Raw genomic sequence first — 20,948 nt, 5'->3', positions numbered from 1 at the left:
TCATATCAAAAATGCAGATTTAACAATATATACGCATATTGATTATATTAAATTCGAAAAAAAAATTGCAAATTTGCAATTCAATAATTAAGACTATGCCAAAAATATCAAACAAAGGGAAACAAATGCCCGAATCGCCAATACGAAAATTGGTTCCCTACTCAGAAATAGCTAAGAAAAAAGGACATAAAGTATACCATTTAAACATTGGTCAACCGGATATTAAAACTCCTGAGGTTGCAATGAATGCAGTAAAAAATATTGATTTAACTATTCTGGAATACAGCCATTCAGCGGGAAATGAAAGCTACAGAAAAAAATTGTCGGCATATTATACTAATCAAGGTATTCCTGTAAATATTGAAGACATTATAATCACTACCGGTGGATCAGAAGCACTTATGTTTGCGATGGGCAGCACTATGGATCAAGGAGATGAAATCATTATTCCAGAGCCATTTTATGCTAATTACAATGGATTTTCGACAGCGTCAGGCATTACTGTTGTTCCTGTAATTTCTACTATTGAAACAGGTTTTGCTTTACCGGCTGTAGAAGATTTTGAAAAACTGATTACTGCAAAAACAAAAGCTATCCTGATTTGTAACCCAGGAAACCCGACGGGATATTTATATTCGAAAGAAGAAATCATGCAACTGGCGGCTTTGGTCAAAAAACATGATTTATTCTTGATATCTGATGAAGTATATCGTGAGTTTACCTATGATGGTGATATTCATTATTCAGTAATGAATGTTCCCGGGCTTGAAGAACATGCTATTATGATTGATTCTGTTTCAAAAAGATACAGTATGTGTGGTGCTAGAATAGGATGTATTGTTTCTAAAAACAAAGAAGTCATGGCTACCGCTATGAAATTTGCGCAAGCAAGATTGAGCCCCCCAACAATTGAACAGATTGCAAGTGAAGCTGCTCTGGACACTCCAAAAAGTTATTTTGACGAAGTGATTTCAGAATATAGAGAGCGTAGAGATACGCTAATTAATGAGTTGAATAAGATTGAAGGTGTTGTAGTATCAAAACCAAAAGGTGCTTTTTATTGTATTGCACAACTTCCTATTGACAATGCAGATAATTTTGCACAATGGCTTTTAGAAAGTTATGATTTGAATGGTGAAACAGTAATGGTAGCTCCTGCAGCCGGGTTTTATTCCACTCCAGGAATGGGATTAAATCAGGTCCGAATTGCATATGTATTAAAGAAAGAAGATTTAATTAGTGCTGTATCAATTTTGAAAGCAGCAATTCCAGTTTATAATGCAACTCAATCCAAATAATTATTAGATAAAAAAACACTACCATTTTGGTATCATAAAATAGAACTAATTTATGAAAAGGCAGTAACGTAACAGTTACTGCCTTTGTTTTTACAACCAGTTTAGAACAAACCAATGCTTTTGTGACCCTAAAGTCGTCTTAAATAGTAAGCGCTATAGAAATTCTTTAATTTTTATTATTTATCTTTACGGCTTAAATATTTACACCCACAATAATAGTAGCTTTTAATGATAAACAACGAAGAATTTCAAGACGAAATAGGAAACAATCATATTAGTACCAATGCGGAAAATCCAGTACGAAAGGATGCTTTTGACATTACAGATGAAATAAAAATAGACAAAATAAAAAAAGATGTCGAAAATATTCTAATTACACTTGGAATGGACTTGACAGATGACAGCTTAAAAGGTACACCCAATCGTGTTGCCAAAATGTTTGTAAAAGAAATTTTTGGAGGTCTAAATCCTGCCAAAAAGCCAAAAGCTTCTACTTTTGACAATAATTACAAATATGGCGAAATGTTAGTTGAAAAAAACATTATCGTTTACTCTACCTGCGAACATCATTTATTGCCAATTATAGGAAGAGCCCATGTGGCTTATATTTCTAATGGAAGGGTGATTGGACTTTCTAAAATGAATAGAATTGTAGAATATTATTCCAAAAGACCTCAAGTACAAGAGCGTTTAACGATGCAAATTGTTCAAGAATTACAAATTGCTTTAGGCACTGAAGATGTCGCTTGCGTTATTGATGCGAAACATCTATGTGTAAATTCTAGAGGAATAGGTGATATTGAAAGTAGTACCGTAACCTCAGAATTTGGAGGGAAATTTAAAGATACTCAAACTAAAAGAGAATTTTTGGATTATATTAAATTAGAAACAAAGTTCTAAAATAGAAAAAAAAATCATAGTACCGATAAAGCCCTAGCCCTGATTGCAGTGAAAATCCTTTTATTCGCTTTTTAAGCGAAAAAAGATTGAAACGTAAAGCAGGAAAAGCTCCTGATTGCCACGTTCCTCGCAATGACAAATAAAAAAACACAAAATGCCATTATACAGTAGCCAAAATCTAAAAATATACAATTCTCTTTCGGGAGAAAAAGAAATTTTCACACCCATTCACGAAGGCAATATTGGAATGTATGTTTGCGGGCCAACGGTTTACAGCAATGTGCATCTTGGAAATGTGCGAACATTCATGTCCTTTGACGTAATTTTCAGGTATTTTTTGCATTTGGATTTCAAGGTTCGTTATGTTCGAAACATTACTGATGTGGGGCATATTGTGGATGATGTAGATGAAGGTGAAGATAAAATTGCAAAAAAAGCGCGTCTGGAACAACTGGAACCTATGGAAGTGGTGCAACGCTATACGGTAGATTTTCATGATATTTTGAATGAATTTAATTTTTTACCGCCAAGTATTGAGCCAACAGCTACAGGTCATATTATTGAACAAATTGAGATTATCAAAACCATTATTGACAAAGGAATTGGTTATGAAGCCAATGGCTCTGTTTATTTTGATGTAGTAAAGTTCAACGAAACCAATCATTACGGTAGATTAAGCGGTAGAAACATAGAGGATATGCTTGCCAATACCCGTGATCTTGACGGTCAAAGTGACAAGAGAAATTCGCAGGATTTTGCGCTTTGGAAAAAAGCTGAACCACAACATATCATGAGATGGCCTTCGCCATGGAGCGATGGATTTCCGGGCTGGCATCTTGAATGTACCGCAATGAGCACAAAATATTTAGGCAATCATTTTGACATTCACGGAGGTGGAATGGATTTAAAATTCCCTCATCATGAATGTGAAATTGCTCAAAATGAAGCGTGTACCGGACAAACTCCTGTTAATTACTGGATGCATGCCAACATGCTGACTTTAAACGGCAAAAAAATGGCTAAATCTACTGGCAATAATATTTTGCCAAGAGAAATATTGACTGGAGAAAATACTATCCTAAGTAAAGCCTTTTCAGCATCGGTAGCTCGATTTTTTATGTTACAGGCGCATTACAGAAGCATTCTTGATTTTTCTGATGATGCAATTGTTGCGGCCGAAAAAGGATACAAACGATTGATGGAAGCCATAAATTCGTTAAAAGATATTGTTGCAGGCACAAAAAGCACGATTGATATTCCGGCATGGAAACAATTATGTTATGATGCCATGAATGATGATTTCAACACTCCAATTTTAATCGCACAGTTATTTGAAGGTGTTCGGTTTATCAATTTATTGAAAGATGAAAAAGAAACGTTGAATACAGAGGATTTAAAATCTTTTGTAAAAGCAATACACAATTTTGCTTTTGACGTTCTAGGATTGGTAGACGAAAAAGTTTCTGATAGCAGTAATGACAAATTAGAAGGAATGGTTAACATGCTTATTGAAATGAGAAAACAAGCCCGCGACAATAAGAATTTTGCATTGTCAGACCAAATTAGAGATCAATTGATTGCATTAGGAATTCAGTTAAAAGATGGAAAAGAAGGAACTACTTTTAGTATTTAGTTTCCATATCAAGTTGCAGATTAATACCGTAAAATAATTTTGATTAACAAAAGTGAAGTTTTAAATTCTAATACTAAAGTCATGTTGTCTAAAATAATTATTTACCCATTTTTGCTGTTGGTTCGGTTTTATCAAGTTGCTATTTCCCCTTTTACTCCTGCAGCTTGTAGATTTGAACCTACTTGCTCTTCCTATATGATTGAAGCATTACAAACTCATGGTTTGTTTTATGGTGGTTTTTTAGGAATGAAACGTATTTTAAGTTGCCATCCTTGGGGAAAAACCGGTTATGATCCTGTTCCTAAAAAAATGTGTAATCACAAACATTAACTTTTTTTAAATACGAAATTTTACTTTAAATCTTTATTTTTACGGCTAATAAACAAATTTAACACTAAATGACACACGCTTTAAACATAGTTTGGAATCCATCAGAAGGAATCGATTTAGGCTTTTTTGTAATTAGATATTACAGCTTAATGTTTGTAATTGCTTTTGGATTAGGCTGGTACATTATGAAAAACATATTTGAACGTGAAGGAGAATCCATAGAAAAATTAGATTCTTTGTTCATCTGGACTGTACTTGCCACTTTGATTGGTGCACGTTTAGGACACGTTTTCTTTTATGATTGGGAATATTATCGCAATCATTTATTGGAGATCATTTTACCTTTCCGCTTTTCTCCAAATTTTGAATTTACCGGTTATCAAGGTTTAGCAAGCCATGGCGCAGCCATTTCTATCATCATTGCGATGTATTTTTACAGTAAAAATATACTCAAAAGACCACAAATGTGGATTTTAGACCGAGTGGTAATTCCCGTAGCCAGCGGCGCTATTTTTGTGAGATTAGGAAATTTTTTAAATTCAGAAATTATAGGCCATGAGACCACATCTGCATTTGGAATAAAATTCATCAAAGATCATTTCAGTCCAACAGATGCGGTCAATGCAACTCAAATAGCCAATCCTAAAGATGCCTATACAGCAATAGCAACTGACCCCAAATTTACGTCATTGCTTGAGCAGGTTCCGGTAAAACATCCTACTCAATTGTACGAAGCATTTTGCTACATTTTTGTTTTTGCAATTTTATTTTTCTTGTATTGGAAAACTGAAAAAAGAAATAAAACAGGATATCTATTTGGTATGTTTCTAGTGCTTTTATTTTCTGTGCGTTTTGTAGTGGAATCTGTTAAGGAAAGCCAAGGCGGATTTGAAAGTGCTTTGGGATTATTTTCAACCGGACAATGGCTGAGTATTCCTTTTATTTTAATTGGACTGTATTTTATTTTTACTGCCGAAAAACCTCTTAAAGTATAATATCATATTTGCTTAATAAAACAAAAAAGCTTCCCAATTCAGGAAGCTTTTTTGTTTTATCTTTTTAATGAAAAATGGGATTTGAATTTCTTGGGAATATCTTGTTCCGTGTATTCAATACTGAACCAATAATCATTTGCCGGCATTGGCTGTCCAATATACGTTCCGTCCCAACCCGAACCATTTGGAAAAATTTCTTTTAAAAATTTACCATAACGATCAAATATTAGAATTTTAGAACTGGACTGATCTTGTAAAGCAAAAATATTCCAACTATCATTATATCCATCATTATTAGGTGTGAAAAATTTAGGATAATTGATTACTAAAACATTAGTTTTTGTTATTGGAAGACTACAGCCATTTTTGTCTTGAACCGTAATGGAATGCGTTCCTAAAGAAACATATTCAAAAACTGGGCTTTCTTGAAACGGTCCATCATCTAATTGATACAAATAATCTCCAGCTGCCGTAGCATTAATAGTGATTATTTGATTCTTAGCAAATGCCTCCGTAACGGTCCAACTCACATCAACAAGCGTATTCGAAGGAGCCACAGTAATTGATTTTGTAATTGTTGCAGCACATTGCCCTGCATCAGGAGTAAAAGTATAGTCACTTGCCCCTAAAATCGAGGTATCAACAGCTGGCGGACTCCATGCTCCCGTTATTGCAGGAGTATCCGAAGACCTCGTTGGTAGAACCAGCGGGGGATCATTCTCACAAACAGTAGTTGGAACAGTGTTAAAAACCGGTGTTCGCAAAGGATTTACCGTAATCGTCAAAGTAGCCGTTGTGGCACATTGACCTGCATCAGGCGTAAAGGTATAAATTGTAGTAACCGTATTATTTAATGCCGGAGACCAAGAACCTGTATAGTTATTATTAGAAGTTGTAGGCAAAGGAGCCAAAGGCGTACCTGTACAAATTGGAGAAACCGCATTAAATTTCGGAGTACCATTTGGCGTAACTGTAATGGTCATAGTAGTCGTTGTAGCACATTGCCCCGCTGTTGGCGTAAAAGTATAGGTTGTGGTAGCCGTATTATTCAATGCCGGAGACCAAGTCCCTGTAAAGTTATTATTAGAAGTAGTAGGCAAAGCCGAAAGGACTGCACCGGAACAAATAGGTGGAACCTGTGTAAAAGTTGGCGTTATATTAGGGTTAACAGTAATCGTTATTGTTGTTGTAGGGCTTGAAACACATTGTCCCGAATTTGGGGTAAAAGTATAAGGAGCAGGCCCCAAAACAGCCGTATTAACCGTCGCCGGACTCCAAGTACCAGTTATTGGTGTTGCGTTTGAAGAACTTGTTGGCAAGATTGGCGCAGTCGCATTTTGACAAACAGTAGCTGGAATACCTGTGAAAGTCGGGGTAACCAATGGTCTAACCGTAACATTCAAAGTTTGTGTTGTAGCACAGGGAAATAAAGTTGGATTTGGAGTAAATACATAACTCCCACTAGTTGTATTGTTTATTAATGCTGGTGACCATGTCCCTGTGATTCCATTTGGGGAAGTATTAGTCAATATAGGTGCAGTAGTTCCTGAACAAAAGGGAGCTATGGCAGGGAAATTAGGAGTAGTAGTTGAAGCTCCACAAGGCACACTACAAGTAATGGTTAATGAAGGCACACAAGGGTGTGTTGCTGATGACAATTTCAATGTAGCCGATTGTCCTGGCAACATCCCAAATACTTGAACATGTGAAACACCTGTATTTCCAGTGACAGGAGAACTACCTTGAATTGTGTATGTAAAATTATAAGAATTAGAAATCAAAGGATTATTTGACCAATCAAAAAATACGGAAGAAGCTTTATCCGCTGCTAAAATCTGTGAAGCATCACATCTAAAATTAAGAATAGTTGCTCCATTATCAGCAACAATGTTTACAACAATTGCAACACGAGCACTTTCACAAACACCATCAGTTTGACTTACATAATAAGTTGTTGAACCCACAGTCGCTCTTGAAGGAATTGGCGGCGTAGCTGATGGAATTCCTCCTGTTGCAGTCCCATACCAAATCAATGTATTACCCATCAATGCTGTTGCCGTCAAAGGTGTTGGTGGAGTATTTTGACAGTAATAAGTTGGCGATGACACTGTTGGAACTGGACAAGCAATACTTACATTTTTATTTCGATCATTAAGAAATATTAAAGTATCCTTAGCATTAGAACTTTTTTCTAAAGTGAAAAATGAGCTATTCTTACCCAAACCAACACTCCTGCATTCAAGACCAATGATTCCATTTTTAGCAAAAAGAATTGAATTAGATAAAATTGTAATCAAAAAAATAAAAACGAAAGACTTAATAAATTTTTCCATTATTAGTTAGGTTTTAATTTCATCAAAAAAAAGTAAGCTTTAACAAATATTTAGTAAATATATAAATTTTATACTTTCATAATATAGAAGTCTATAAATATTAACTGATTATAAGAGACATAGAAAAACAGAATGGTTATTCTATAAAGAAAATAAAAAGCCAAAATCAATATTTTTAGTATTATAACCTGAATTTGAACTTTGCAATCCAGCATTGGACACATGACGAAAATTGGGTCTTATGTCAAATGCAATTTTGTTTATTTTGAAAGTAAAACCTATAGCTAATACATCTGAAAAAGCAAAACCTTTTGATAATCGTTCTGTCTCTGTATCAATAATCATAGGCCCAACAGTTCCTAAAATATAAATGCTCGCTGTATTAAAAATTGGTTTTCGAATCAAAAAACCAATATTCAAAACATATTCTTTTATATCCTTTAACTTGGTATATCTTTCCCGTTTTTCAATGTAATTGGGATCATCAGGCTTTACAAAATAAAAGTTCAACAGTTGGTGCTTCGCAAAGTTTAGTTCTGGTTGCAACAAAACCTCATATTTAAAACTTTTTGTTTGTTTTATTGTATAGTAAAATTGTAGTTTATAATAACTGTTGGTATACGTATAATTGCTGTTTTTTAATTCATTTCCAAAACCATAATCAAAACCCAATTTTACTTTACTCAATTTATCTTGAGCGTAAAATGTCATCGAACTAAAGACAATAATTAAAATAAAAAATATTTTTTTACACATAAAATTTTATTTTAAAGCCAACACATTTCCTTGCCATTAAATTACAAATAAAAACTTAAAATTGTCATTATAGATTAAAAAAAAAGATTCAACTTTCGCTGAATCTTTTTTTTAAGAATTTATGTAAAAGCTCTTTTAACTTTCCTGATGTGCTTTTTCTACCTTGCTTTTATCTTCTTTAGATATTGTATCCACAAGTACTGGAGTTGCAATAAACAATGAAGAATATGTTCCTACAACGATACCCACCAACATCGCAAATATAAATCCTCTGATAGATTCCCCACCAAAAACAAACATGATTAATAAAACCACAATCATTGTTAATGAAGTATTGATTGTTCTAGACATCGTTGTATTAATAGATTGATTTACAATCTCAGCAAAACTACCTTTTGTTTTACCCGCTAAATACTCTCTAACCCTGTCAAATACGATAACAGTATCATTCATAGAATACCCAATAACGGTTAGAATTGCAGCGATAAAGTGCTGATCGATTTCCATTCCAAAAGGCATAAATTTATAGCACAAAGAGTAAATTCCTAATACAAAAATAACATCATGTGCTATAGCCGCAATAGCTCCTAAACTATATTGCCATTTTCTGTAACTTATCATCAAGTATAAAAACACGATAGCCATTGCTCCAAGAACAGCCCAATACGCATTAGTCTTAATATCTTCTGCAACAGTTGGACCAACCTTAGAGGCTTGCAAAATACCTAATTTTTTACCATCGTAAGAATTTACAAATTTATCATACGTCATATCTGCTGAAAAATGCTGTTTTAAAGTAGCAAATAACAATTTATTCACTTCTTCATCAGCTTTGATTCCTGGCTCATGAACTTTATATTTTGTTGTGATTTTTAATTGATTATCACTACCAAAAACTTTTACTTCAGCACTACCATCAAAAACTTTAGCTAATTCTGCTTTTACTGTTTCAGTTTCAATTGGTTTTTCAAAACGTACTTGGAATGTTCTTCCTCCTACAAAATCAACTCCTTCATCAAGTCCGTTTGTAGCTAAAGAGATAATACTTATAACTACTACTATACTTGAGAATAAATAAGTCCATTTTTTTACACCTAGGAAATCAAAATGAAAATTATTAAACATGTTTTTAGAGAACTTAGTAACAAACGTCAAATTGTTCTTTTTGCTTATATTCCAATCAATAAAGATTCTTGCAATAAAAATAGAGGTAAACAATGAAGTTACTATACCTATTAATAATGTAGTAGCAAAACCTTTAATTGGTCCTGAACCAAAAATAAACAATACAGCTCCAGTTAAAATATGCGTTACGTTAGCATCAGTAATTGATGACATCGCACCTCTCCAACTGTAAGAAGTTTTAATGGCTTCTTCTAGCGTTTTACCCGCACGTAATTCTTCTTTTGCTCTTTCGTAAATAATGATATTCGCATCAACTGCTGTTCCCATTGTTAAAACGATACCTGCAATACCTGGCAATGTAAGAACTGCTCCGATACTTGCTAAAATTCCGAACAAGAAAAGTAAGTTAACCGCTAATGCAAGATTAGCATACCAACCTGCTTTACCATAATAGATCATCATCCAAAGTGATACTAAAAGCAATCCTATCAAAGCGGAGTTAGTACCATTTTCAATTGCTTCTTGACCTAAGGATGGACCTACAACTTCAGATTGAACAATATCTGCAGCAGCAGGAAGCTTACCTGCTCTTAACACATTCGCTAAATCTTTAGTTTCTGTAATATCAAAAGCTCCTGAAATTTCAGATCTACCTCCGGAAATTGGACCAGTAGAAACTCCCGGTGCAGAATAAACTACATCATCCAAAACAATAGCGATATTACTTTTTTGAGTATACGCTCTACCTGTTAATTCTTCCCAAGCTTTTGCACCTTGACCGTTCATTTGCATAGAGACAGCTGGTTTACCTGATTGGTCAAATGTATCGCTTGCATCTGTAACCACACCACCACTCATTGAAGGCACATTGTCTCTGTTTCCTTTTAAAGCGTATAATTCTACAGCATCAATATCTTTTGCTTTAGCATCTTTAATTGTCATTGGTTTACCCCAAACAAATTTTGCATAACGTTGGTCACCTGCTAATAAAATTCTAATATCAGCTCTTTTCAAATATCCGTTTACAACAGCAGTATCTTTTGGAGAGAAAAGCCCTAAAACTGGACCTCCACCTTGACCAATAATTTTATCAAATAAAGGATTTTCTCCTTTTTTAGTAGCAGTTGAATCTTTAGCATCCGTAAGTAAAGCACTTAAAGAATCTTTTACAACTGGTTTTACTTCAGTAATTTTGATTTCAGTTTTTTTCAATGACTCATTAGCAGCCATTAAAAAATTACCTATTTCTTCAATTTTATACGTTTCCCAAAACTGCAACTGAGCTGTGCTTGATAATAATTTTTTAGCACGATCTACATCTTTTGCGCCAGGAAGTTCAACAAGAATTTGACCTGAATTTCCTAATTTTTGAATATTAGGCTGAGTTACACCAAATTGATCGATACGTTTTCTTAAAACTCCAAAAGCACTTTCTACAGACTCATCTACTTTTCTAGAGATAACCTTTTTTACTTGCGCATCTGTCATTTGAAAATCAACCCCACCTTCACCTTGCAAACTTCTGTTTGCGAAAATATCCGGAGACGCTAATTTTACAGTTCCTTTTGAATTTGCTTCAAAAGCATCAAAAAACTTATCTAAATACGATTTATTCCCTTGTAAATCTGCAGTAGCATCAGCCAAAGATTTATTGAAAACTGGGTTTTTAGAATTATTCGACAATCCTTTTAATATGTCCTTAACAGAAATCTGAAGTATCACATTGATACCTCCTTCTAGGTCTAGACCTTTATTGATTTGTTTGTCACTAACTTCATTGAAAGTAAAATTGGTAAAACCAAGATTAAACACTTTCTCTTTACCTATAGAATCCAAATATTTTACTTCTTTTTCAGGATTTCCACCAGCAAAAGATTTTGCATCACTTTTTACTTTGCTTGCAACAAAAGTGAAAGAAAGTTGGTAAATACTTACCAATGCAAATAGAATTGCGAAAAATTTAATAAGTCCTTTATTCTGCATTATTACTAAAAATTAATTATTTTTTATTTATTTATTTTTGCTTTAAACCTTATAGAATAAGACTTGACATCAATTTTTTAAATCCAAAAAAGAATATCTCGAACTACATCATTTTTTTAAACCGAGCAAATATATAATTAACGTTAAGATTAACCAATTTATTTATTAATTAATCTCAAGAAAAAGACTGCATAAGTGCAGTCTTCTTTATTATATATGTAATTTTTTATACTAAAATCGATTTTAAGGCATCATTCATTTGTCTAACAGCATCAGCACTTTTAGCAAATAAGGCTTTTTCTTGTTCATTGAGCTTAATGTCAAGAATTTCTTCCACTCCATTTTTACCAATAATACAAGGAACACCAATACAGATATCATCTTGACCGTATTCTCCTTCTACAAAAACAGAACAAGCGATCATTTTCTTTTGGTCATTCAAAATACTGTCTACCAAGAAAGCAACTGAAGCTCCCGGAGCATACCAAGCTGACGTTCCTAAAAGACCCGTAAGTGTAGCTCCACCAATCATTGTATCGGCAGCCACTTTTTGCAATTCTTCTTCCGATAAAAATTGAGAAACCGGAATTCCATTATAAGAAGCTAAACGTGTTAAAGGAATCATAGTAGTATCACCATGCCCACCAATAACCATTGCTGATATATCATTTGCAGGTTTATCCAAAGCCAAAGATAAATAGGTTCTGAAACGAGAACTATCCAGTGCTCCTCCCATACCTATTATTCTGTTTTTTGGCAATCCCGTAGATTTCAATGCTAAATAAGTCATGGTATCCATAGGATTAGAAACTACCACTATAATAGTATCCGGTGAATGTTTCAATACATTTTCAGCAACCGTTTTCACGATCCCTGCATTAATACCTATTAATTCTTCACGAGTCATTCCTGGTTTTCTTGGAATCCCTGATGTAATAACGACTACATCACTTCCTGCTGTTTTAGAATAATCATTGGTAACGCCTGATACTTTGGTATTAAAACCCGTATTGGTAGCGCATTGCATAATATCTAGAGCTTTACCCTCAGCAAAACCTTCTCTGATATCCAACAAGACTACTTCGCTGGCAATTCCTCTATAAGAAATTACATCTGCACAGGTTGCACCTACATTTCCTGCTCCTACAATGGTAACTTTCATATTTTAAAGTTTATTCGGTTATTAGTTAATTTCTGTGGTTAATCGGTTATTTATTTAATCGTTTAGTTGGATAATTGATTATCTAAACAATAAACAATTATCCAACTAAACGATTAAACTTTATTAAGCATCAATATTTGCATAGACTGCATTTTTCTCAATAAATTCTCTTCGTGGTGGTACTTCGTCACCCATTAACATAGAGAAAACTCTATCGGCTTCCGCCAAACTGTCAATAGTTACCTGACGCAAAGTTCTGAAACTTGGATCCATTGTAGTTTCCCATAATTGCTCCGCATTCATCTCCCCAAGACCTTTATAACGTTGAATTCCTGCGCTTCCACCCATTCTTTCATTCGCTTGATCACGTTGCACGTCATTCCAAGCATATTCTTTCTTGTTTCCTTTTTTAACTAAATATAAAGGTGGTGCGGCAATATACACGTGACCTTCTTCGATTAATTCTTTCATGAATCGGAAGAAGAATGTCAAAATTAAAGTAGAAATGTGACTACCATCGACATCGGCATCACACATAATAATTACTTTATGGTAGCGTAATTTTTCAATATTTAATGCTTTACTATCCTCGGCAGTTCCTATTGTAACTCCAAGAGCAGTAAATATATTTCGAATCTCTTCGTTTTCAAAAACTTTGTGAACCATTGCTTTTTCAACATTCAAAATCTTACCACGTAATGGCAAAATAGCTTGAAACGCACGGTCACGACCTTGCTTTGCAGTTCCGCCTGCCGAATCTCCCTCGACAAGATACACTTCGCATTTTGCAGGATCTTGTTCCGAACAATCTGATAATTTCCCTGGTAATCCACCGCCACCCATTACAGTTTTGCGTTGTACCATTTCACGTGCTTTCTTTGCAGCGTGACGGGCTTGTGCTGCAAGTATCACTTTTTGAACAATGATTCGGGCATCATTTGGATTTTCTTCCAAATAAGCTTCAATCATATCTCCAACCGCCTGACTTACTGGCGAAACAACTTCCCTGTTTCCAAGTTTCGTTTTGGTTTGTCCTTCAAATTGTGGTTCCGCTACTTTTACCGAAATAATTGCTGTTAATCCTTCACGGAAATCATCTCCTGAAATATCGAACTTCAATTTATCCAACATTCCTGAAGCATCCGCATATTTCTTTAACGATCTGGTTAGACCGGTTCTGAAACCCTGTAAATGCGTTCCACCTTCGTGCGTATTTATATTATTCACATAAGAAAAAATATTCTCTGTGTAACTGGTATTGTAAATCAATGCCACCTCAACAGGGATTTCTCCTTTTTCGTTATCCATAGAGATAACATGAGAAATAATTGGCTCACGGTTTCCATCTAAGTAACGGATATATTCTTTCAGACCTTCATCTGAATGGAAAATTTCTGAAACAAATTTTCCGTCTTTATCTAATTCTCTTTTATCAGTGAACGTGATTGTGATTCCTTTATTCAAATACGACAATTCACGCATACGTGCCGACAATGTGTCATATGAAAACTCTGTAGACTGAGTAAAAATCGTTTCGTCAGGATAGAAAGTAACTATTGTTCCTCTTTTAGTCGTTTCTCCAATTTGTTTAACTGGATACAACGCTTTTCCTTTTTCATACTCTTGTTCGTACACTTTTCCATCACTACTATGAACGGTAGCTCTTAAATGATTGGACAAAGCATTTACCACAGAAACCCCAACACCGTGAAGTCCTCCAGAAACTTTATACGAATCTTTATCAAATTTTCCTCCAGCACCAATTTTGGTCATAACAACCTCCAATGCCGAAACACCTTCTTTTTTATGAATACCAACCGGAATACCACGTCCATTATCTTCAACAGAAACAGATCCATCTTCATTAATATCAACTATTATGGTATCACAATGGCCTCCCATTGCCTCATCAATCGAGTTATCTACAACTTCATAAACTAAATGATGCAGTCCTCGAACACCTACATCTCCAATATACATTGATGGACGCATTCTTACGTGCTCCATTCCTTCTAATGCCTGAATACTATCCGCTGAATAATTGTCCTTCTTGATTTCTTCGCTCATATATTTTATTCTAAAAAAATGTAATTTTTGTCTAACACGCAAATATATAAAAACGCAAATTATATAACCGTTAAAATCCCTTTTTAAGCTCTTAAGTTATTAACAAAGAAATGTCAATAGTAATAGCAAAAATCAATTTCAATTTCAAAAATCAATGGTAATGACAAACTCCAAAAGCAAAATCGTATTATTATTTTTAATTTATCATTAGCATTGATTTTTGAAATTGATTTTTGGATTTGTTTTTTTTCAAACCTATCATAAAAAACAAAATCCCAAAAACAACATTAAAAATGTCGCTCCGGGAAATTTGCTAACTAATTCAAATTTAATCTTTTCTTGAAATTATTCTTTTAAAATTGATTTTTTGATATTGCTATTGAAATTAATTTTTTTCTAAACCGTAACTCCTGTTTTAGCAATTTCTGTATCTGCCTGAACGTGTGCCGCATTGGCTCTTCCGCTTGGATCTTGGTTTTCTTGCCATTTTGGAATCCATTTTCTAACCGTTTGTGCCGCACTTACTTGCGGATAATACTTATTAAATATTGATCTGTAAAAGTACGCTTCTTTAGTTGTTGGCGCATTGTATGGAAACTCTACTGCAGCTCCCGCTAATTGTTCATCCGTAACTTGAGAAGAACAATACTCAATCAATTGATCGATCCAGTTATACCCAACTCCATCAGAAAACTGTTCTTTTTGTCTCCATAAAACCTCTGCAGGAAGATAAGGGTTTTCTGGAGTATCAAATGCTTTTCTTAAAATATATTTTTCTTTTCCATCGTACGTTTTAGGCATTTTTTCTTCTGCTTTAATACGAACTGCCATATCTAAGAAAGCTTTGTCTAAAAACGGAACTCTAGCCTCTAATCCATGAGCCATAGTCGATTTATCTGCTCTTAATAAATCGGCAGTAAATAATTTTTGAACTCTTTCGATGGTTTCTTTTTGAAAATCTTCAGTTGAAGGTGCATTTCTAAAATACAAATACCCTCCAAAAATTTCATCGGCTCCTTCACCAGAAAGCACAACTTTTATTCCCATATCAGTAATCGCTTTAGACAAGAAATACATTGGCGTACTGGCTCTTACCGACGTCACATCGTAAGTTTCTAAATGCCAGATTAATTTATCTAAGATTTTAATCCCTTCTTCTATTGTAAAGTGGATTTCATGATGCTCTGTTCCTAAATACTCCGCTACTTTTCTAGCTGCCGCTGCATCTGGAGCATCAGCGTCTAAACCAATAGAGAACGAATGTAATTTTTTACCGCTTTCTGCCAATAATCTAGAGGCAATTGCTGATGTCAATGAAGAATCTAATCCTCCTGAAAGCAATACTCCAATTGGCACATCACTCATTAATCTTTTACGAGTCGCTTCAGTCAAAGTCTCTCTGATCAAATCCAAGTCTAAATCCTGATCTGCTTTTAAATAATCTTCGTATTCCGGTTTGTAATATTTTACAAAACCTGTTTTTTGAGTATAAAAATGTCCCGGAGGAAATGTAGAGAATGTTTTACATTGATCTGCAATAGGTTTCATTTCAGAAGAGAAATAAATTCTTCCTCTTTCGTCTAAACCATAATATAACGGCTTCACTCCCATTGGATCCCTACCGGCAATAAAATCATCACCATCAACTACCACAAAAGCCCAGTCTCCATCCAACATGTTACAAAAATCATAACCAAACTCTTCGTACAAATGCACAATAACTTCTGAATCTGATTTAGTTCTAAAAGTATGTCCTTTCAAAACACCATCTCTTAATTCCTGATGATTGTAAACTTCGCCATTATGAACCATCCAAGCAGTTGAAGTTCCTTGAATTGGTTGTCTTCCTGAATACAAATCGATGATAGACAAACGTTCATGACTTAAAATATGTCCGTTTTCTGTTACGTGTAAATCACTTTCATCAGGGCCACGGTGTGACATTCTTTTTGAAAGTGTTTTTACTAACTCTTCATCTTTTCCTTTTCCTATAATGGCTAATATTCCGCACATAACTATATATTTTAAATATTTTGTTTATTTTGATAAGGCAAAGATGCGATACCAGTTACAAATACAAAACACAAACATACTATTTAGTTTAAATTTAAAACCAAAAAATCGTTTTTACAGCAAAAATGTAATTTAAACATCCGGAAATTAAAACATTCGATTACAATTGTAAATTATCAAAGACTGACAATTCAATTATTTTACTTTATTGCCTTTTAAATATGTGTTTGTTGGTTTCATTTTTACCATTTTATTTTCTTCCACTTTCATTAAATCCTGATCGTACATTACAAAATCAGCCCATTTTCCAACTTCCAGACTTCCTTTTTCTTTTTCTTCGAAATTAGAATAGGCTGCCCAGATTGTCATTCCTCTTAAAGTTTCGGCTCTGGTTAAAGCATTTTCCATTTGAAAACCACCTTTTGGATATCCTTTACTGTCTTTTCTGGCTACAGCAGCATGAAAGGTCAGCATCGGATTCACTTCTTCTACAGGGAAGTCCGTTCCTAAAGCTATCATCCCTGCTTTTTGAAGTATTTTTTTATAAGCATACGCGTTTTTCAGTCTTTCTTTCCCCAATCTATCGCCAGCCCAATACATATCGGATGTGGCATGTGTAGGTTGTACAGAAGGAATTATCCCAAATTTGAAATAATCAAAATCTTGTTCCCGCAAAACTTGGGCGTGCTCAATTTTCCATCTTCGGTCTTTTGTACCTGCTAGAACTTCGCCGTATATTTTAAGTAAAACTGTATTTGCCGAATCGCCAATAGCATGTGAATTTAATTGAAATTTAGAAGCCGAAATTTGTTTTGCAACCGCTTTTAATTCCGAAACAGATGACAATAAAGCACCATACTGTTTTGGCATGTCAGAATATGGTTTGTGCATGCAAGCGCCACGAGAGCCCAAAGCACCGTCTCCGTACATTTTAAAAGAACGTACATTTAGATTATCCGTTTTATAAATTCCTTTTTTTAGATATAAATCGATGTTTTTTTGATTTGCTGTAATCATAGCATATACATTAAGCTTCATCACTTTAGCTTTTTGCAAACTATCCATTAAATGAATAATATCAGGATCTAATCCCGCATCATTTACAGTTGTCAATCCATAATCAAACATTACTTTTTCGGCATCCAACAAAGCGGCAATTTGTATTTTACGAGTTGGTTTCGGAATTATCTTAAAAACTAATTCCATCGGATTATCTACTAAAATTCCTGTTGGTTCACCATTTGCAATTTCAATCTGACCGCCAACAGCTTTTGTATCTTTTGTAATTCCTGCTAACTTCAACGCTTTACTGTTTACAATAATTGCATGCCCGTCTATTCTATTCAATACTACTGGAATATTAGGAAATACAGCATCTAATTCTGCTTTTGTAGGATACTTTTTTACTTTCCAATCGTTTTGATCCCAACCATTCCCAACAATAAACGTTGGATTTTTATCTTTTTGAAAAGTCTTTAAACGTGTAATTATTTCGTCCATACTTTTGGTTTCGCGTAAATCCACTTCCTGCAAACTTAATCCATAGCTATAAAAATGGCAATGCGCATCAATCAAACCCGGATAAATGAATTTTCCTTCGGCTTCTATCGTATTCTTAGATTCATATTTTTTGGCAATTTCACCATTAGTACCAATAGCCACAATTTTTCCCTTATTGATCGCCATAGCTGAAGCCGTCTCAAAAGAGTTATTGACCGAGTAAATAGTCGCATCTGTAATAATAGTATCTACGGAAATTTTATTTTTTTGATCACACGAAATCAATAAAAATAAAGCAAAAAGAAGTGTAATTCGTTTCATAATAGACAGTTTAGTTGAGCTAATATAAAAAAAGAAACCCAAATAATAGTAAACTATGAATTAATTTAGAAAGAAGAAACTTATAATATATCTTCTATAGTATATTTTGTAGTATTGATTTCAAAAGTAAATCCCACTTTGTTTCCCATTAATTTATTTCCCAAAGGGGATTGCGGTGATAATGCAATAATATTGACACCTTCAATAGTAATTTTTGGAAGTGCCACACTCAGATACAAATAGATTCCGTTCGCCTTAACCAAACTTCCCACAATGATAGTTTCAGCAATTGTAGCAGCGTCAATTTTATCCAGAACTATTTTTTGATCCATCACTTCTCTCAATTTACGATTGAGTTTCTCCTGCTCAAGGTGCATCATTGACAATGCCGTTTCATGTTTGTCTCCGGCAGAACCCTTGGCGTCGTTCTTAGAATCTTCAGTAAGTGCGGCAATCATGTCTTTGAAAACATCGATTCTATCCTGAACTAATTGTAGATAATGAGTATGTGTTTTTTGTTTGAAAGTCATTTTTTGAAAGAGGAAAAGTTATAAAGAAACAAAGAGGCAGAGGTACAAAGAGATAAAGAGGCAAAAGTTTTGATGTCTTGAGTTATCTGACTAAAAAAGATAAATTTTTTATCTTTGAGCCCCCTGTATCTCTTTGTACCTCTGCCTTTTTTAACCTGTTTTAAAAATCAAATTTATAGTTCACTCCCAGAATCACCTGAAAACCCTGAACTGGATAATTCAACCATTTTTGGTAGGCATTATTAGTGATATTATTGGCTCTTGCAAACGCAGTCAATCGCTCGCTGTATTTGAATCCAACATTTGCATTTACATCAAAATAAGACTTTAAAGTTTCAGCAGCAGAATTGGCCGTGGAGCCAGTATTTATCTGAAAATCTTTTCGCTCGCCTACGTAAAACACATTTGCGCCAGCAAACCATTTCTCCGTAATATTAAAATCAAGATTTGAATTTATTTTTATAGTTGGCATATTCCAAGCTTCTTGCTGAAAATCATTGGTATAACTACTGAAAGTTCCGTTGATTCCAAAAGATACATCTTCAGAAAAATCAGCTTTTAATTCTCCGTAAAAACTCAATGTTTTCATATCGTCATACACCACTTGAAAGGAATTTCCATACGCATAATCATCGTTACCCGCATCTTCATTATAATCATTGCTTCTAAACAAGGCTTTATTTCTTTCGTTTGCATACGAAGCTTTAATATTATAACTCACATTGTTAGTTAGTTTCCCTTTTAATCCGGCAAAAATATCATACTGTTTGTCTGTTGGTGCAATATTCAATGTTGGCGATAAAAACGGATTTTCATTGACAAAATCCATATATGAGTTTTGTTCCAAATTTCCTTCGGCTCCAGCATAGAATATCATTAAATCACCAACAACTTTGTAAGAAGCATTGAACTGCGGATACACTAAAAATTTATTATTGCTGTTTTCATTATCCAAACTATAAAACAAACCAACTCCGATATTCAACGTCCAATCATCTTCCTGCATTACAAAACTGGGAACAATTCCAAAATTTGTAAAACCATATTTTACACGCTCAGTATTCGTATTTGAATAATTTTTCTTGAAACTACCACCAACATAATCAACAATTATATTCGTTTTCACAGCACTTTCCATTATATCAAATTCCACTGTTGGTTTTGCATAAAATCTATTTTCAGAAGATCCTGAAGCATCAGAAAAATGGTTGTATTTAAGACTTGCTTTATTTAAAATACTTCCGTTAAATGCTACATTTCCACCTAAAGATATAGTACCGTAAGTTTGCTGAGGATTAATTCCGTTGATCAAAGTTGCTCTGTCTTGAGGAGTCAAAGTGCTGCCAAAATTAGCAGGCAATCCGTACCAATTATAAATTTGGTTTTGATACCCTAAATCCAGATTCCAAGACACGTCTTTTTGATTTGAACCATACATCAAGTCAATCGATGTATCATAAAAACCATCCTCTAATTTCACATTTTTGATTCCTCCTTCAGACGAATGATGACGAAACATTCCGCCAACATAATCTGTGTCATTAATATCATGATTTACGAATAATTCCCCAATAAAGGTTCCGTAATTCCCCACCCCAAAAGTGGCGTAATTTTTAAATAAATGCGCTTGTTTTTCTTTCTCTACTCCTTCAGCTTTTCCTTTGGATGGTGTAAAAGTCGATGCCACCGGAAAAGAGAAAATTGTGTATTTTATTTTTTCTTTTTTAGCATTTCCTTCTTCATCCATTTCCGGAATTTCTTTTACTTTGAAAGCGTCCGAAATTTTTGGCGTATAAGGTTTTACAACATTTACGGTCTCAGTTCCTATTTGTTCTTTTTTTTGTGCAAACGAAAATTGAAAAACGAAGAAGAACAAAATCCCCGCTCCAATCCTCCACGAAGCGAAGGGTGCCGAAAACGTTGCTGCCTTATTTGTGAATGATTTTATCTTTAAATCTTTAAATGTCATGTTTTATTTTTTTACTTCTTATTTATAACTCTT

14 protein-coding genes are annotated in these 20,948 nt (G+C 34.1%); 5 read left to right on the top strand and 9 right to left on the bottom strand.

The annotated features are described in order from the left end of the window. Positions 1-95: 95 nt before the first annotated feature. The 5 genes from E0I61_RS08115 to lgt all read left to right on the top strand — a co-directional run bounded on the left by E0I61_RS08115 (position 96) and on the right by lgt (position 5,156). Complete coding sequence (locus tag E0I61_RS08115) at positions 96-1,298, top strand: pyridoxal phosphate-dependent aminotransferase (RefSeq protein WP_132070564.1); 1,203 nt, start codon at positions 96-98, stop codon at positions 1,296-1,298. Between the two features lie 228 nt (positions 1,299-1,526). After that, complete coding sequence (folE, locus tag E0I61_RS08110) at positions 1,527-2,198, top strand: GTP cyclohydrolase I FolE (RefSeq protein ID WP_132070562.1); 672 nt, start codon at positions 1,527-1,529, stop codon at positions 2,196-2,198. A gap of 154 nt (positions 2,199-2,352) precedes the next feature. Next, positions 2,353-3,831, top strand: a complete 1,479-nt coding sequence (gene cysS, locus E0I61_RS08105; protein ID WP_131992420.1) for a cysteine--tRNA ligase — start codon at positions 2,353-2,355, stop codon at positions 3,829-3,831. 81 nt (positions 3,832-3,912) lie between these two features. After that, complete coding sequence (yidD, locus tag E0I61_RS08100) at positions 3,913-4,161, top strand: membrane protein insertion efficiency factor YidD (RefSeq protein ID WP_132070560.1); 249 nt, start codon at positions 3,913-3,915, stop codon at positions 4,159-4,161. Positions 4,162-4,229: 68 nt separating this feature from the next. Continuing rightward, on the top strand, positions 4,230-5,156 hold the full coding sequence (gene lgt, locus E0I61_RS08095) for a prolipoprotein diacylglyceryl transferase (RefSeq protein WP_132070558.1): 927 nt from the start codon (positions 4,230-4,232) through the stop codon (positions 5,154-5,156). Positions 5,157-5,212: 56 nt separating this feature from the next. Here lgt and E0I61_RS08090 read toward each other — a convergent pair whose 3' ends face one another. The 9 genes from E0I61_RS08090 to E0I61_RS08050 form a co-directional block, all read right to left on the bottom strand. After that, positions 5,213-7,489, bottom strand: a complete 2,277-nt coding sequence (locus E0I61_RS08090) for a T9SS type B sorting domain-containing protein (protein WP_132070556.1) — start codon at positions 7,487-7,489, stop codon at positions 5,213-5,215. 141 nt (positions 7,490-7,630) lie between these two features. Beyond that, the gene (locus E0I61_RS08085; RefSeq protein WP_132070554.1) at positions 7,631-8,245 is read right to left on the bottom strand and encodes an acyloxyacyl hydrolase; all 615 of its coding nucleotides are present in this window, start codon (positions 8,243-8,245) and stop codon (positions 7,631-7,633) included. A 135-nt stretch (positions 8,246-8,380) separates the two neighbouring features. Then, positions 8,381-11,353, bottom strand: a complete 2,973-nt coding sequence (gene secDF, locus E0I61_RS08080) for a protein translocase subunit SecDF (protein WP_131992405.1) — start codon at positions 11,351-11,353, stop codon at positions 8,381-8,383. Positions 11,354-11,579: 226 nt separating this feature from the next. After that, on the bottom strand, positions 11,580-12,515 hold the full coding sequence (gene mdh, locus E0I61_RS08075) for a malate dehydrogenase (protein ID WP_132070552.1): 936 nt from the start codon (positions 12,513-12,515) through the stop codon (positions 11,580-11,582). Positions 12,516-12,638: 123 nt separating this feature from the next. Further along, on the bottom strand, positions 12,639-14,582 hold the full coding sequence (gene gyrB, locus E0I61_RS08070) for a DNA topoisomerase (ATP-hydrolyzing) subunit B (RefSeq protein ID WP_131992399.1): 1,944 nt from the start codon (positions 14,580-14,582) through the stop codon (positions 12,639-12,641). Between the two features lie 396 nt (positions 14,583-14,978). After that, positions 14,979-16,595 (bottom strand): asparagine synthase B, encoded by a 1,617-nt coding sequence (gene asnB, locus E0I61_RS08065; RefSeq protein ID WP_131992396.1) that lies wholly within the window; start codon positions 16,593-16,595, stop codon positions 14,979-14,981. Between the two features lie 195 nt (positions 16,596-16,790). Continuing rightward, positions 16,791-18,416: an amidohydrolase gene (locus tag E0I61_RS08060; RefSeq protein WP_131992393.1), complete on the bottom strand. Its 1,626-nt coding sequence runs from the start codon at positions 18,414-18,416 to the stop codon at positions 16,791-16,793. Positions 18,417-18,496: 80 nt separating this feature from the next. Continuing rightward, the gene (locus tag E0I61_RS08055) at positions 18,497-18,946 is read right to left on the bottom strand and encodes a hypothetical protein (protein WP_132070550.1); all 450 of its coding nucleotides are present in this window, start codon (positions 18,944-18,946) and stop codon (positions 18,497-18,499) included. A gap of 160 nt (positions 18,947-19,106) precedes the next feature. Beyond that, positions 19,107-20,915, bottom strand: a complete 1,809-nt coding sequence (locus tag E0I61_RS08050) for a TonB-dependent receptor (RefSeq protein ID WP_165930197.1) — start codon at positions 20,913-20,915, stop codon at positions 19,107-19,109. Positions 20,916-20,948: the final 33 nt, after the last annotated feature.

This window comes from Flavobacterium ranwuense, from assembly GCF_004349315.1.
Classification (GTDB): Bacteria; Bacteroidota; Bacteroidia; order Flavobacteriales; family Flavobacteriaceae; genus Flavobacterium; species Flavobacterium ranwuense.
Note: the sequence above shows the minus strand (reverse complement) of the source record. Positions and strands in the feature narration are given on the sequence as shown.